This window comes from Granulicella tundricola MP5ACTX9 (assembly GCF_000178975.2).
GTDB lineage: Bacteria > Acidobacteriota > Terriglobia > Terriglobales > Acidobacteriaceae > Edaphobacter > Edaphobacter tundricola.
On sequence record NC_015057.1, the window covers coordinates 411,593 to 428,439 of the forward strand.

The window sequence follows — 16,847 nt, forward strand, 5'->3', positions numbered from 1 at the left end:
TATGGCAGGCATCTGGACTCCGGATCGCATCCTCCGCAATCAGCCATTAAAGATCTGACATGAAACGGACGGCTGAAGTGGATATTGCTCATGGACTGCTCCGTATTGATTGCGCCGAATGCTTCGGGGTGGGCGTCGGAGATATGAACCTGAGAGAGGGCAGCAGGGTACTTGTTCTGTAGAACGTGATGGTCTATCCCCGAAAATAATGGGTGCTTGGGGAAAATGTAGATGTTCGAATCGGCTGCTACGATCATGAGTTGCAATTGGTGCAAGTACTTCTCGTTTTCGCGCTCATACCACCCAGGAAGAAGAGCAACCCGACGTCGAAGATCTGGATCACCGCAACTGAGAAGAAGGGCTAGAGGGAGACACCAAACTCCTGCGGCAGATAGCCTGGCACCTTGCGAACCTCGTCCTTCTCCTTGAGGACCTCACGACCGTTAAGAAAGATCGTCCCGCTATCCGGGTCTCGGAGCGTCGCAACCCTGCGCAGCGAGCTGCTTTTGCCCCGTGCCGTTGGTACCCTAGCAGGTCGAACATGTTTTTCCCGATCGTCAGCGAGAGGTCCTTCAGTGCCTTCACGCTGTGCTGAAATGTCTTTGAAATACCGTTGATCGTGAGGCCCATGAGTCTCTCCTCCAAGTGTCTCTTAACTCCGACTTTTCGCGTGGACGCACTGTATCACGACCGTAAACGAACTCCATTTAGGGATTCTGCTGCTAGGCTGAATCGACATGTAGCTCAAAATGAAGCCACCTCCAGGCGATGCCGACGAAGGATGCGAAGGTGTTCGTGTTTCGCCCATATCGAATGTTGCTTCAACCGACTCAAACATATCCGCCACTTCGCCACGCGCTACGAAAAACTCAACAAAACTTCAAAGCCAGCGTCGCACTCGTATAGAGATGTCTCCCCTCGAACTATAAGTCGATACCGCCTAAAAGTTGACCTTGGCGACAAACTGAATAATTCTCGGATTGCCGACTGTGGCGCTGATGACCCCGAAGGATGTCGGCGAGGAGATGGCACTGGCAGGATTGGCGAAGTTGGCGAAGTTGAGGATATTAAAGAATTCGGTTCTGAACTCAAAGTTGGTTGAATCGTGGATGGCGGTCTGCTTGATGAGGGAGAGATCAATGTTGCGCTGAAGCGGTCCGCGCAGGATATTGCGGCCCGCAGTGCCAAAGAGGTTCCCGGCCGCCACAAAGGAACCTGTATTGAAGTATTGGTTTAGACGACTCTCTGTCTTACCGCTTAGATGAGCCGTAGCCACAGACGCACCGGTGGCAAAGCTTGCTTCGCTCGTGGTCCCACCATAGAATGCACCACCGCTTGCATCAGTCACGCTGTACGGCAGACCAGACTGAACGGTTCCTACTCCGGAAAGTTGCCAACCGCTGAACGCCTTCTTCCCGAGCCCCGTGTGATCCAACGCAAAACCAAAGGCAGGAACCGAGTAAACGCCGCTGACGACAACCCGATTGGTGCGGTCGTAGTCGGATGGCCCATAGTTGCCTGCGAGGTTGGTCTGGTCGCCATTAAAGGTCGTAAAGGTCGTGCCATCGGTTGGGGAGGACTGGGTGTCAAGCGACTTCGAGTAGGTATAGGAAGCAAGCAGCTGCAATCCGTGGCTAAGACGTTGAGTTACGCTCGTCTGCAGGCTGTTATAGATTGAGCTAGCACGAGTCTGTAGATAAATGAGGCCTGAGGGAGAGAAGCCCACATAAGGCACGCGGCTTTGCACGTTCGCAGTCGTATTCGTCGTGATGCCGTTGACGGGGTTGGTGGGCGACGCAAGCTGTGCCTGGTTCACGAGCGTTTCCAAGGGCAGAGCTACGCCATGCGAGCCGACATAGCCAATCTCGACCACCGTATTGGTGGCTGCCTGCGCCTGGACGTTCAGTCCGAACTGCTGCACGTAGGGGGTACGAAACTTGGGGTCGACGTCATTGATGGAGAGTGCCGGGTTGGCGTTCGTGTACGGTCCGCCGTAAATCTGGGGCACAATAGGAAATTGGCTGCCAACAGGAAGAGTCGGGAATGGGTTCTGGAGAGTAGAAGCCACGTTACCGGTTGCGGAGAGGTCGGTCCGTACATAATTGGGCAGCGAGAGTGACTCCAGCAGGCCAAGCTGGTTGGATGGACGATCGACCGAAAGAGCATACCCTGCGCGGATATTGAATCGTGGTGACGGTTGGAAGGCAACTCCAAGACGCGGTCCAAAGTTGAGCTTGCCCACGTTATCAGTCAGCGTATTGGAGACCTGTGGAACGCCGGCAATGGCTTTGCGGGTGTTGGACGCCTGAACAAAGCCGGCTGAGGTGAACTGCCCCACAGCCGGTGCAACGTAGTTGCGGAGATAGAACGCGCCATCCCGGCCGCCCTTGTCGACCGGCAGGCCGACGTACTCCCAACGAACGCCATAGGTAAGGGTCAGGTTAGGAAAGAGTCGCCACGAATCCTGAGCGAAGAGCGCGTAATCCCGCAAGATGTCATTGCGGGTTGCGATACCGCTTGCGACGGAGCCGCTGTAGATGTTGGAATAGCCGCTGCCATTACCGCCGCTTGCCACAGAGCTTCCAGAGAGTCCGAGCAGGAAATCAGGAAAGGTGCGGATGGTCAATGTGCCGCGAGTCCGATTGTTGGAGTAGTAGTTGTCCTGATAGCGGCGCGCTTCACCACCATATTGCATCTGGTGTTTGCCGTGTACATAAGAGAGCGTGTCAAAGTACTCGTAGGTGGTATCCGCGTCGGCTTGGTCCGCGTTGACACTGTAGCCGAGGGTGAAGGAGCCGGAGAGTACGAAGCTTGGAATATCTGGAAACTGTGCGGAGTTGAATCGGCTTTCGCCAATGGAGCTAAGCGGGATCTGGTTCTGAAATCCAGTCGAGCCTACGGCACGATTGACGCCGAAGCGCGCCTCATTCACAAGGTTCGGCGTGATGACCTGGGTATCGGTGACACTGTAGAGTTGGGCATTGAAGAGCTGGGTCGTGCCGAATCCGGGCACGGTCGCGGAGGGAAAGGAGTTGAACTGCGGCTGCTTGGCGTAGACCGAACGGAAGACCAGGTGATTGCGGCTGGAGAACTGATAGTCGAGTCCATCGACATACTGGTCTTCCGTGAAAGTGGAAGGCTCTGAGACCGCGTAGTTCACCCCCGTAATATTCGAGGTCTGAGGCGAGGGGACGACGTAGGTCCCGTCAGCATTCTTGAGGTTGAGCAGAGCCAGCGAAACTGGATTGATGTTGCTGCCGGTCTTGCTGACCAGCGTGCCGCCTTTGTAGGTTGCCTGTCCGCCGAAGACGGCTCCCAGCGTGGCTGCGGTCCGCACCGTCGGGATAGCCGGAAGATTGAGCGTGGAAGAACCTGAATAACCGTTGATCTGGCGGGTTCCCTGGTAAGAGAAGAAGAAGAACGCCTTCTGTTTCAGGATGGGTCCGCCGATGGTGCCTCCAAACTGGTTCTGCTTGAGCTTGGGCCGCGGCGTTCCAACCTGATTGAAGAAGTATGAGTTCGCGTTCAGGTCGTCGTTGCGAAAGAATTCGAAGAGCGACCCATGAAAGTGTTCCGTTCCGCCCTTCGTGACCAGCGCGACGTTGGCTCCGCCGCTCCGCCCTCCGGCCACGTCATACAAGCCCGTCTGCACCTTGAACTCCTGGATCGCCTCTGGCGAAGGCACGACCACGCCGTTTGAAGCGAACGCGTTGTTGGAGGCGCTGTTGACGTGAATATTGACCGCGTCGACACCATCGATATAGAAAGCGTTTGAGCCCGGACGTGCACCGTCGGCGGAGATGTTGGTCGTACCGCGACCCAGGGCGGTCGCATCGTTGAGAGGCGCACTGGTGCCAGGCGATAAAGCCAGAATCTGGGTAAAGTTACGAGTCGCAAGAGGTAGATCTTTGATCGCCTGCCCATCGACCACGCGGCCTAGTGTCGTGTCGGCTGTCTGCAGGATCGGAGCATCACCGCTCACGGTGATCTCCTGCTGGCTGGCCGTGACTTGCAGGGTGGCGTCCACTGCGATTCGCTCGGTCACGCTCAGCGTTGCATGACGGATCAGCGGCGCAAAGGAGGTGCTCCTGAACTCCAGGTCGTACTGTCCTGGCTCAAGCGCTGGGAAGGCATATTCTCCCGCGCTGTTGGTGACCGCTATGCGCTTGGACCCAGTTGATGAAAAAGTCACCGTCACGGTTGTACCTGGGACAATAGCCCCGGATGGGTCCTTGACCGTTCCACTAATGGTTCCGGTCGTCTGTGCCGACGCGGAAGCCAATCCCAACAAAGGAGCGCAGAGGACGAAGAGAAGACGGGTCTGGTGAATGGTCATGGCTTGAGATACTCCCTTAGAAATGCATAAACTTCCTGGCGTGAGGTGACAGCCAACGATGTATCGATGCGGTTGAAGAAGTGACCGCCCGGCGCTTGCTCGTAGATGTGGGATTTGTATTGCTTATGGGCCGCATCGAACGCGCTGAGCAGATGACGCACTTCAACGATGTGTACCGTCTCGTCGGTCGTGTTCGCGTCGATCAAGAGCGGACGGCTCAGTTGTCCCGCGTAGAAAACCGGCGAGCGACGAAGATACGCATCCTTGTCCTCGTCGACATCCTTGCCGATGTTCTCAGCCATCTCCTGGCGATATTTCTTCGTCACGTAGGTCATACGCTCGGCAAGATCGCTGACGGGCACTCCCGCGAAGGCGCACGCGTAGCCCTCCGGATGTTGGAGCAGGTTCATCAGGGCGATCATTCCGCCATGGCTCCAGCCCACCAGGCCAACGCGCGCAGGATCGAGAAACGAATAGCGCTGCAGCATCCAATCCCGCGCCTGGAGCGCATCGTCGTTCTCACGTGCACCGTAGTCCATGGCGCGCTCATACGGCTGACCATAGCCACCTGAGCCTCGGTACTCCGGCGAGATCACCGCATAGCCTTGCTGGACGAGTTCGCTGATGAGCCTTCCATCGTTATCCGGTCCGCCGGTCAGCGTGCTCCCATGAACTCCTCCATGAAGGAAGACCACAAGAGGATGCTTCTTCTTGCCCTCCCAGCCCTTAGGAATGAAGGTGTAGGCATACAAAATCATCGGTTGCGGACCGAAATCCTTGTCTTTCGCATGCACATCAGGCAGGCCGGTGTAGACAATCTTTTCCACTGTCGCCAGCGAATCCATCTGTTGATGCCACGCTACATCGTCCGTGGCCTTGGCGATTTCATCCAGATGATACTTCTCCGCTGCACCGGACTGGCTATCCTCGGCGGGTGCGGTGGGCTTGCGAGCCTGTGCGGCGGCGATCGTCGCACTCAGCACAAGTATTGTAAGAATGGTTCTTCGAAGCAACATGAACGGTCTCCTGGAGTGCTGCTTGATGCGTTCAACGGAACGCAGGCGATATATGGAATAGGCTGCGTGCTCCTCGGACACGAACGCGTCGGGTATCATTCAAGCTTCGCCAGCCCGTCGCTGCGTCTCTCGCGTCCGGAAAGCGTCAGAAGGGCGGCAAGACAAAACACCACTGCGGCTGTGATGGACATGGAGACAGCATAGGATCGTCCTTTGGCCAGCGCCGCCTCCAGGTAGACCACGACGCTCGAGAGCAGGACACCCACCTGATTGCCCAGGCCGGGCAGTGTGCCTCGCACCGAATCCGGGCTCATCTCCGCAACGTGGGCCGGTACCACTCCCCACGCACCCTGCACGCAGAACTGCATGAGCACCGCACCAAGGATCAATAGAGGAAGCGTGTGAGCGAACGCCCAGAGCGGAATGGAGCAAACCGCACCGATCAGCGCACCGACCATCGCGGTACGGCGTCCCACACGATCCGAGATCCAGCCAATCGAGAGGCCCCCAAGAACCGCGCCTCCCATCGAGATAGCGGTCAACGCAGCCTTCTGCCTGCCCGCGATCCCCCAATCCCGCTCCAAGAAAGTGGGGTACAGATCCTGCGTGCCGTGCGAACTCATATGCATCGCCATCATGAAGAACGTCAGGTAAAGAAACAGCTTCCAGTGCGACATCAGGTCGCGACCCAGGCCGGCAAAGCTTGACTGGCGATTTCGCAGCCATACGTCGGACTCACGAACCTTCCAGACCACCATGGCGGCAGCAGCCAACGCCGGAATACTGCCCAGATAAAACAACGGTCGCCAGCCATGAACCGGCTGAATGACATAGTAGGCTGCCGCTGCCAGCAGAAAGCCAATCGAATACCCCTGCTGTAGGAGCCCGCTCAAGACACCGCGAAGACGTGCCGGCACCTTCTCCATCGCCAGAGACACTCCCACGCCCCACTGCCCGCCCATCACGATACCGAAGACTGCGCGGACGATCAGGAAGCTTAGGAAGCTGTGGGCAAAGGCCGTGGACAGTTCCACGACCGCAAATAGGCATAGATTGGCGACCAGCGGCAACCGGCGTCCAAACCGGTCGGAGATGCCGCCGAACAGGAACGCCCCCACCGGACGCAGAGCAAGGGTGGCGGTCAACGCCAAAGTCATGTGCTTAACGTCCTGATTGAACTCATGACCGATCGCGGTCAGCGAGAGAACCACGAGAAAGAAGTCGAATGCGTCCAGCGTCCAGCCGGAGATTCCAGCCAGAAAGGCAAAGATCCAGGGCTCATCCGCTGGGCGGAGCTTCACCGCAGGGAGATGGGATACCGGGCGATTGGACGAGATCACTGGGGTTGACACGGTCAGGCTCCTTCTCGAAGTCGCAGCATTGAATAACTCACGTCCATTCAAACTGCATCTTCAGAACGGGCCGAATCCTAGCCAGAGCTGCGCACCGCTGTCCTGAAAAAGTTCCGAAGAATATCCGAAACACTCTAAACGCTGATTCAAATAGCCTTACCAAGTTTTGGATCCGTCAGACTTTTGAAACGGAGATAGAACAGGCACATATTCTTTGTTCCAGTTCGGCGACCATGAGCTTCGGTCAGGCGTGATAAACCACCAAAGGTGACAGAGTCGTGAGGGAAGGGTAGAACAAGAGTGCCAAGGAGCGCATCGAACAACGCCAGCTACTGATTCATCCGGGTCATCAACGCCTGAAACGGAGGATCAGACCGAAGCGTGTCCAGGGAAGGATCGACCCGCGCATACACCATTGAAGTGGAATGGTCTTCAATGGCTTGGGAGAGCGCAGCCACAGCCTCCGCCCTGCGCCCGAGACCGAGGAGAATCAGCGCACGGCTGGTGGGTGGTACATAGTGCGAACTGCCCTGGACGCTCACCTTGGCCAACGCATGCTCCGCCGCCGTCCGGTTCCCGGCACGCGCCTGGGCGTCCCCAAGCAGTCCCTCCACCCAGGGGTCCTCATCGCCGGACAGGACCAGCGCCTGTTTCAGGTCTGCCTCGGCCGCGGAATTATCTCCGGTCGCCATCTCCACCATGCCGAGCCGGGTGCGGGCGCGGACAAAATTCGGGTCTAGTTCAAGAACACGGTGCAGATCATGCAGCGCATCCGCGTAGTCGTGGGCCAGGTATTCGATCCATCCGACGTTGGTGCCGATAATGAGGGACAGCGGATCAAGCTTCTGAGCCACACGAATCTCATAGAGTGCCTGAGGAAATCGGCCCATCGCCGCCAGGTCGAGTGCATACCAGTGATGGGCCGTCGCATAATTGGGGTTCAGCCGAATGGCCCGTCCAAACTCCACCTCAGCTGCGGGAAGATTCCAGTCGGTGAAGAAATAGATCATGCCGAGCGAGGCGTGTGGCTCAGCCAGAGTGGGATCAAGCTGGATCGCCGAAAGCGCGGCGGAACGGGCGTCGGCATTCGCCGCGCGGCCGGGCTCAACCGAAAACGACGCAAGAAGGGCGTAAGAGTCGGCAAGCCCCGCATAGGCAGCCGCGTAGTTGGGGTCCGCATCGATAGCCTGGCGGAAGTACTCGGTACTTTTTCGCAGGCCCTCCACGGTACGGCGATTCCAGAAAAAGCGACCGCGCAGATAGAGCTGGTAGGCCGGCTCGTCCACTCTTGAACGTTCGGCGTTTGCTGCGGGAGCAGGTCTGGCCGGCCCTCCACCCGCTTTGCCCGCCGGTCCCAGTTCGTGGCTCGCGGCGTCGCCCGCCTCTTGTTCCAGACCTTTCAGATCGCTGGAGGCTGCCCGAAAGCTGTCCTGCCATAGGGTCAGGCCATCACTGACGCGAATCAGATGCAGTCGAAGCTGTGTAGAGCCACCGGATTCATTGACCTGTCCCGTTAAGACAGCGTCCACCTCTTGCTCGCGCCCAGCAACAACTGGGCTAACCGGGGCGGTCGTTGAGTAACGCAAGACAGAACTGGTCGGACGAACGACCAAGTTCGCCTCCAGCCGCGAGGTGATGCTGTCGGTCATCCCCAGTAGAATGAACCCGTTGGGTGCGGAGCCGGTCGAACTGGAGTCCGATGAAAAAGGTAAAACGGCCAGCGTCCGTAAAGGTTGGTTCGGTTTCAGCAACAACCACCCGCCCAACACGAGTGCAGCAAGCAGACCTACCCAGACCGTGGCAATGGCTCCGTGGCGCAGCCGGCGCAGGAATGGCGTAACTCCTGGCAGCGGTTGCGGGCCGGTGTATATAGGGGGGCCCGCAGCCACGTCCTCTTCCGCTGGTTCCACGAACAACCGATCGGAGACAGGTGTCTCGGCCGGATTTTCCTTGATGAAAGTACGCGGCATCGACGCCACCGTTTGCGGAAGCTCGGTAACCGTCGCGATGAAGCGATACCCTCGTCGGGCGACTGTCTGGATGTAACGCCGGTCATGCGGGTCTTCATTCAATGCACGGCGCAAAGTGGAGATCGTGACCGTAAGATTCGACTCTTCAACGAAGGAACCAGCCCAGACAGAGGCCATCAACTCTTCTTTGCTCAGCAAAGATCCGGGCCGTCGCACGAGCATCAGCAAAGCGTCGAAGGCGCGTCCGGGAAGCGGAACCTCTTTGCCCGCACAGGTTAGAAGGCGATTCTCCGGCTCCAGCCGAAAATCCGCAAAAACATAGACAAAAACACCCGACGGCCCCTGAGGCAGGCTTGCGGAGACCGTACCGTCTGAAGCTGATGGACGAAGCATGGACTGCATGACGAAGGACACAAATATAGCACCCGGTCACCAAGCTTGCCCATTCACAGCACGAACAGGCCTTCCTCCGTGACTGTATGTGCATTGTTTGGGGCTGTCCTAAGGGGGTATTACTTATATTCTTTGCCTTGTTGGTTTGATTTGTGAAGTAGAGTGGTGGCGACTCGATATGAACTGAGCGAAGTGTCGTGGGAGCGGATCAAGAACAAGCTTCCTGAGCGGGTGGAACCTGGCGGCAGGACAGCGGCCGCATAACCTTCGGCCGCTATCGTTCCGACTTCGGTTCGACGTCCGGCCACGCGCCTTGCTGATCTGCCAGCTACCGCCCCCGGCTTCGTACCGCGTGAGCAGTCGGTAAGTATGCTGCTCTACTTACAAGCTGACCTCGACAAAGTAGTGCGACAACTGAATCAACGTCCGAGAAAGACGTTGGGCTTTGATACCCCAGCGGGTAAACTACAAGCCAGTGTTGCAGCAACCGGTTGAGACCGCCCGACTTTTCGGGCATCTCACATCAACGACCGGCGTTGTCGGTGGCGGGGCTCAGGAACATCAAAAGCATTGTTTGATACTCCTCAAGCCAGCTCAGTTAGCCGTATGCAACTGCTTGTTGAAGCCCGATGTTGCTTGGCCTGCTCGACCCGCGAAGGGCCGCCCAGCTGCTCGCGCAGCGCATGGGAGATCAGCATTCGGTTTTACGGCTCCTGTGTGGTCGGCTGGTCCTTGGGAGTATGAAGCTGCGTGCCAAAGATCTGCGGCTGCCTGATCGCATCAGAGTGGCGGTCCAGCGTGGTGGAGGCGAACCACACGGAACCCGCATCGCCAGCGTATGCGCTAAAGATAATCGTCGGACCTCGCGCCGTAATGAAACAGAAACGCAGCTTCGCTGACGTCCTCACCGGAGTGCGTCGCGTCGTCAGCCAGCAGCTTCACCACCTGCCGCCCTCGCAGCCTCATCCGTCTCCGGATTTGCCGCTCCTTCGGCAAAGGAGACCTTGCTGTTCTGCCGCACGACCATGTGCGGACCGCGTCAGTGCAGGTAGAGGCGGGTTGACGCCGGCCACATTGAGGCGCATCTCGGTATGGGCATCAGTTTATGAGTTGGAGATAAGTCGTGTTCCACTCGCTGCGGGATCGCAAGCCCAGCCATCAGCTGGCACGTATATTGATCACATCAGCGCGCAAGCTCAACATAACGTCAAGTGCAAACGACCCTGTCCGCGTACAAGCTGTTGACAGCTGGGCAGCATCCCATTCAAACCATTCTGCGCACCGGGCCTCCTCTGAGCTCGATGTTATTGGACGGTGAACGTGTAGCTCGTTGAATGTACCACCGAACCTGCCGTCGCGGTGATAGTAATGGTCGTCGTCACGGGCACAGCAGTGGGGCTCCCACCACCGCAGCCAAGCATCAGCGTGGCCAAGAGGCAAAGCGACGCAAGGCTCGCCCACCGTCGCCGTTTACTCGTAAAGAATCCAAGGCACAGCAGGCTGCCACCGAACACAGCCATGTTTATCCTATGAGGCGAATCCGAAAGTTCATGAAGGAGGGCCTGGCGCTGCGCTGTTTGGATTGTCAGCGTAGTCTGTGCGGTCCCACCAGCTGGAGTGACGGTTGCTGGGCTGAAGCTACAGCCAGCGCCTGAGGGCAGCCCGGAACAGCTAAAGCCGACACTCTGATTGAATCCGTTGACTGGCGTAATGCTGACCGCGGTCGTCACAGACTTACCCGCCGTCACTGAGCCGCTCGTCGGCGAAAGACCAATGGAGAAATCGGCTGGGAGCGCCTGAATTGTGACAGTTAGCGCGGGTGATGTGGACCCCGCAAAGGCGCTGGTGCCTCCGTAGCTTGCTGTAATCACATGCGCTCCCGCAGCGAGTGAGCTTGACGAGTAGTACGCCTGACCCGAAGCCATCAGACTGGCCTGCCCAAGTACCGTTGTGCCGTCCATGAATGTAACAGAGCCGGTCGGCACGCCTGAACCAGCAGAAGGCGTCACGGTCGCGGTGAAGGTGACGTTCGTTCCGACACTCGTTGAAGTGGACGATGCTGACAGCGCAGCGGTCGTGGCGATTAGGCCTGGCACAATCTGGGTTGCGGTCTCGGCAGCATTCTTCGTTGCTTCTATGTTGCCCACGCCGTCGGTAGCGACGCTATAGAAGCCGTACGTATGGTTGACCGTGCCGGTGTAGTTTGCAGTCACGCCCCGGACGGCGCTCTGCCACAGCGTAAAGGTGCCTCCGTTGTCTGAGACGTAAACGTTGTAGGTGACGATTCCCGATCCCTGATCGGTGCCCGACCAGGTGACAGGGAATGTGATCGTTGTTTCGGTCGCAGGCAGCGCCGTGACCCTGCTAACGGGGGCGTCGATGTCGATAGTGTTGACCCAAGTCGGTGTTGTGATGGGCGTGTTCGTATCGAAGATGATGCTGGCTGCGTTCGAGATCTGCGTACCGGTAGGCATGCCGGGCTTGAGTGCGACGTTGAAGACCACGCTCGCCTGCCCCTTCATGCCATCAGTGTCCGCAGGCAGGAATCCAATTGTCGGATCGGTAGGCGGCAGCCCGGTGGAGGGATCGATGGACTGCAAGGTCCACTTCAGGAGGCCCGTGTTCTGGTTGAGACTACCCTCGATGCGCACGCTCAGGCTGGAGTTGATGCTATACACCGCAGTGAAAGCGTTCGCCGTGCCCTTCGGCTTGATCACGTTCGCGCCGAAGCTGATGGCGCCAAGGCTCAACGTAGTGAGATCTACCTTGGCGGGATCGAGTTGATCTGTAACTACAACCATCGCAGCCGGCAAGGTCGCGGTTGCCTGATTTTCGAAAAAGATGGCGTACGGAAGAGGCGCAGTAGCCCTGATGAAGTGGCCTCCCGATCCATCGCCGTTGTTGCCGACCTTGGCGTTTGGATCGATGGAGCCACCCGTCGTTCCAGATATCGTATCGGTTGTCGGAGGGTCTGGCGGTCCCGGCGGAGGAGGATCCTGTCCTCCAGCCGGATCGTCGGGATCATCAGCATCCGAGTCCATGGAACAGGGTCTGCCGGCCTGCACGTCCAGCTCCGTTCCTGCGGTCAGAACGCTGAAGGACTTCGTCCAGCAGGTGTCGAACTCCGGAATCAGGTTCCCCGGATTCGTGATGAGATCGAGCCGACTGTAGGAGTTGCCGGTGAATAACTCCGCGCCATCGATCGGCGAAGGAATGCTGTAGGTGCACTTGTAGAGCACCCCACCCAGCGCGTCGTTGACATTATCGGCCCACACAACGCAGTGGGATGTATCGATGGGGAAGAGATACTGCGTTGAAGTCGCGAAGTCGTGGACCAGTTCCGTGTCGTCGGTGGATGGTAGCCCGGTCACTACAAGCGTACTCCCCACATAGGCCGAGCTTGGCGATGGGAGCGTACCGGCGCTCACAGCAGGGGTATTGCCAATCAGCGATTGCGCAAGCTCCGTCTGTAGTGTGGCCGCGAGAGACTTCGCCTGCGCCGCGGTGGCTCCGCTGGTCTGATACTGCGTGAGGTACCGATCCAGGCAGTCGACAACGGTTGGCGATCCGCTCAAGGCCGCAGCACAGGATGTCGAAGTGGTCAGAGTGTTGCTTCGAGAGGACAGTTCGGAGTTCGCTGCAGACAAGGATCCGTACCAGGGTGAACCGAGTTGCGCCGAGATCGTGTAGTTGTCGCTGTCCACCGCGTCCGTGATGGCGATTTGGTAACTGCGCGACTCACCTGCCGCAAGGTGCGGCACCATCAGTGGAATACGCATACCTGACGCTGTCGTCGCTGAAGTGGTGGCCTGGACACCAGACCCCAGTTTCGGTGAGACGCCCACGCCGTAGGTCGCCGAAACATTGGCAGGAAGGTCGATCTCCATCGGCGCCATATAGGCATCCGTGTTGCCCGAATTACCGTAGCTCACAGTCACCACCGAAGAGACACCCGTGCGGATCTTTGGGCGTCCGACGATTGTGGCCCAGAGTTGTGGACCGCCGCCACTCGCCACGACGAAGCCGGCAGTCTGCATGAACGTTGTTCCGTTGTTCGGATTGAGGACGATGATGTTGTACGTTCCCGGAACGACTCCGGCTAATGGGAAGGTGCAGCTAATGCTGGTTCCCGTCGGAGATACGCTGGCCGACGCTGAAGAAATCGTGGCGCCGTTCAACGTAAGTTCACATGTGGCCCCGATCTGAAAGCCGACGCCGTTTACGGTGATCGTCGCATCGCCTACGTTCCCTCCGGTGGAGGGAGTGGCCGTTACGATCTGACCTGTGCCCAGTTCCGCGTAAAAAATATCGTTACCGTCCGGACCGGAATCTCCATTGGCAAAAACTTGCTGCAGTGCATTCGGCGTCACTGGAAAGCTGGCCGAAGACGTCGAGCCCGTGAGGTGTATGTTGCCGTTGGCATCCACTGCCATCGGCACTGAATTGAATCCGTTATCCGTCGTGCCTCCGAAGTAGGTGGAGTACAGGATGCTCGTTGCGGCGGGGTTAAGCTGCACCAGCGTAAAGTCCGACCCGCCAGTATTATTGAGTGGTTGCAAAGCGTTCGCGGTGGTTGGAAAGTCGGTCGAGGCACTAATGCCGGAGAGCCAGATATTGCCGCTTGCATCAACGGTCATCATACTGGCGCTATCAAGCCCTGAGCCGCCGATATAGGTGCCATAAAGTAGCTTTGTGCCATCGGCGCTTAGCTCGCCTAGAAACGCATCCTGGCCGTTGGCCATGCCGTTCCCGTTCAGCATCTTCGACAATGCATTGCTGGTCAGCGGGAGGTCGCTTTCCGCGGTGTAGCCGTAGAGCCAGATGTCGCCCGCCGTGTCGAGATGGATGCTGGTGAGTCCCTGGTTGCAATACGGGAAGCCGTTCTGGTCTTCGGTCTTGCCGCCGAAGTATGTCGAATACAACACCTGCGAGAGATCGGGGCTGAACTTCGTTACCACGCCGATCGTGTTTGGATTCGGAGAGTTGGCGCACCCATGACTGAGAGTCACGGGCTGCTCATAGGCAGTAGCCGTTACGGGATAATCGCTGGACTGTGTTGTGCCGGCATAGTAGACATTCCCCGTCCCATCCACGGCGAGGCTGCTGGGCCAGCCTTCCCCGGGTCCGTTGGTCTGTCCACTTTGCGACCCGCCGATGAAAGTCAGGTACGGAATCTGCAACTTGCCGTTGGCATCGAACTGAACCTTGCCGACAAAAGAATTGTCGACCCCGTTTGGCTTCTTCTGATATGCCGTCGCGCTCGCGTTCAGTCCTGCCTGAGAGGCCACGCCCGACATCCACAGGCTGCCATCGGCGTTCGGCAGCAGGCTGGTGACGGCTTCGTCTCCCGTGCCGCCGAGATAGGTCGAGTACAACAGTTGCGACCCATCGGCGCTGATTCTCGCCAGGAAGCCATCAAGCCCTCCACCTGCGGTAATTTGGTACGCATTTGAGGTAACCGGAAAATCGGTAGATTGCGTATACCCACCGACATACACGCTGCCATCTGCGTTCGCGACGATCGTGGTTCCCTGGTCGTTTTGTGCTCCTCCCAGAAAGGTCGAATACATGAGACTTCCTGCGGAATCGAATTTCATTACTACGATGTCGTACAGGTAGACACCTATGTTTTTGCGAACCGTCTGAAGCGCATTGCCGGTAACCGGGAAGTCCTCGGACGCTGACCAGCCAGCGATGAATGTGTTGCCCTGTGCATCAAGCGTTATGCTGAATGCCTGGTCGTTATGAAGGCCACCTGCATAGGTGGAATAGAGCAAACTGATGGTCGGATCGATGACGAATGTCCTGCTCTTGTCGTATTGCGCAAAGTGAAATCCGAAGGTGTTCGGTGCAACGAGCGTGAAACTGCCCTCCACCGCGCTCTTACCATGCTCAAAATTCTGATAGAGCACCGGCTTGTGGACTGTGGTGCCGATACGCAACTCCCCTTGCGCGGTCGTGCTCACTGCATCAGCACTGGCAATCTTCATGCGGATCAAATCGGGGTTGGCACCCGCGGCCACGACAAAGTCATATTCCAATCTACCGCCGTGACTATAGAAGATCAGGTCGATGCCCGGGTAGATGTTCCGGTAGTGAAGCCGCGCATAGGTCGGTGCGTTGCTGATCCAGCGGCTCGGGTCCTTGCCTTTGAATAGGTTGACCTTGCCCGTTCGCTCGTCCAGCGGTTCGATGATGGCATTTGAGTTCGCGCCGGAGAGTTGAATTCGCTCTTCGCGAATCTGCACCTTCTGTGCTCCACCCTGTACGGTGGAACCGGCACCTGAGCCGGCAGCAGCTTCGACCACCGGTTTACCCGACGCAGCTTTATCCCAGTCCAAGGTTTGCAGCACAAAACTGTCCTTTAGAAACGCCGCACGGTAGCCTGATGCCTGGGCCGTCCACAGAACGTCTGGCGCCGTCTGTCCTTTGTTCTCGATAAACGAGACAGTATCCCGTTCTTGCTGGCTTATGAGTGAAAGGATGGCAGGCTTGTACCTTGCCACAGAAGAGGACAAAGCGATCTTAGCCGGTTCCTGTGCCGAAAGACTTGGTAAAGCGAGCCCCAGAATCAGAGCTAAGATCAAGGCAACGTACGGGCGGAGAGCACTCATAAACAGAAACTCCTGATGAACCAGACCGGTGGCCTGGTTTTTTGCTTACACCCCTAGTGAGTTGGAACTGCAAAATATCACACATTTTTTACAGGTCACACAAATTGACATGCCTGGTGCGGGTCAGATTTCTCCGCAATCTCAAATGAGACGCGGTGTGGCCTCACACTCGCTGGTCATATCGTTGGTGCTCGTTGTTGGGCACTTGGGAGCAAACTACCTTGCCAGCCCAGCGCGGTAACCTCGTTCAGATCGAACTGGAAGGAGACCGCTTCGGGTCCCAACCTTGAACTGCCTTCTGATCGTGCGACTCCAGGCGGATCGCTGCCACGGAGGAGTCTACCCGAACAGGTGCCAACTCTTACGTTAGTCCCGAACGGCACAGAAGTACCGTCGCAGTCAGGACGAGTAAAGAACGGAGAAAGTGCATGAGAATCATCACCAGCATCTAGATGTAGAAGCGATGTTGGGGGCATAGTTCGTGGCGCGGCCAATCAACATCGCATGTGCACGATTCCATGAACAGTGACCTTGAAATTAGCACTTGACCAACCTGAGCCATACCCGCCGTTACGGATGACTGACATTTCCGAAAACTCTGTCAGTCTTAACGTGTCAATGCAACACTGCCTTAAAGTTACTAGCTGGTGTTTCAAAGTCCAACCTCTTGCGCGGGCGTTGATCGAGGTGCAGAGCTACCTTGTTGAGATCTGCCTGGGAGTAATCAAATAAGTTGTTTTTACTTTTGAAGTACTGTCGCAACAAACCGTTGGTATTTTTGTTCGTGCCGCGCTGCCAAGGCCTCTGCGGATCGCAGAAGTAGAGCTTCACCTCGTGGCTGCGGTGAAGCTCTTATGTTTGGCCATCCAAACCCTCGATCCGACGTCACCGAGCGCTTTAAAGAGGCAGGAAGCTTACGAACCTACCGGGTCAGAGCAGCGACGACCGTTGCCATGTCTTTGTCGGCTACTTTATCCACCATAGTAAATTGCGAGTGTCGTCCGACCAGGGTCGCGGTATGACTGTTCTTGCTTCCGCTGAGCAGGTCACTTTCCCAATGTCCGGGAATTGCGCAACCCTCAATCTCTGCAGGTCTTCGAGACCCGCTCAAGATGTGTATCGATCTAAAACGACTGGCGCAGTGAACTTCCGAGAGCCTTCTCTTG

General features: G+C 57.4%; 6 protein-coding genes and 1 pseudogene. All 7 read right to left on the minus strand.

Annotated features, from left to right (window positions below):
* Positions 1-940: 940 nt before the first annotated feature.
* On the minus strand, positions 941-4,336 hold the full coding sequence (locus tag ACIX9_RS20230; protein ID WP_013572953.1) for a TonB-dependent receptor: 3,396 nt from the start codon (positions 4,334-4,336) through the stop codon (positions 941-943).
* Positions 4,333-5,451: an alpha/beta hydrolase family protein gene (locus ACIX9_RS20235; RefSeq protein WP_157478174.1), complete on the minus strand. Its 1,119-nt coding sequence runs from the start codon at positions 5,449-5,451 to the stop codon at positions 4,333-4,335. Before ACIX9_RS20235 ends, ACIX9_RS20230 begins: the two co-directional genes overlap by 4 nt.
* On the minus strand, positions 5,448-6,704 hold the full coding sequence (locus ACIX9_RS20240) for an MFS transporter (protein ID WP_013572955.1): 1,257 nt from the start codon (positions 6,702-6,704) through the stop codon (positions 5,448-5,450). The genes ACIX9_RS20235 and ACIX9_RS20240 overlap by 4 nt, the downstream gene beginning before the upstream one ends.
* A 329-nt stretch (positions 6,705-7,033) precedes the next feature.
* Positions 7,034-9,088: a winged helix-turn-helix domain-containing protein gene (locus ACIX9_RS20245; protein ID WP_041598016.1), complete on the minus strand. Its 2,055-nt coding sequence runs from the start codon at positions 9,086-9,088 to the stop codon at positions 7,034-7,036.
* A gap of 822 nt (positions 9,089-9,910) precedes the next feature.
* On the minus strand, positions 9,911-10,033 hold the full coding sequence (locus ACIX9_RS27495) for a hypothetical protein (RefSeq protein ID WP_269744706.1): 123 nt from the start codon (positions 10,031-10,033) through the stop codon (positions 9,911-9,913).
* A 338-nt stretch (positions 10,034-10,371) separates the two neighbouring features.
* The gene (locus ACIX9_RS20250) at positions 10,372-15,681 is read right to left on the minus strand and encodes a DUF7948 domain-containing protein (protein ID WP_013572957.1); all 5,310 of its coding nucleotides are present in this window, start codon (positions 15,679-15,681) and stop codon (positions 10,372-10,374) included.
* Between the two features lie 615 nt (positions 15,682-16,296).
* Positions 16,297-16,789 (minus strand): annotated as a pseudogene (locus tag ACIX9_RS27925) (IS30 family transposase); the annotation flags it as partial.
* Positions 16,790-16,847: the final 58 nt, after the last annotated feature.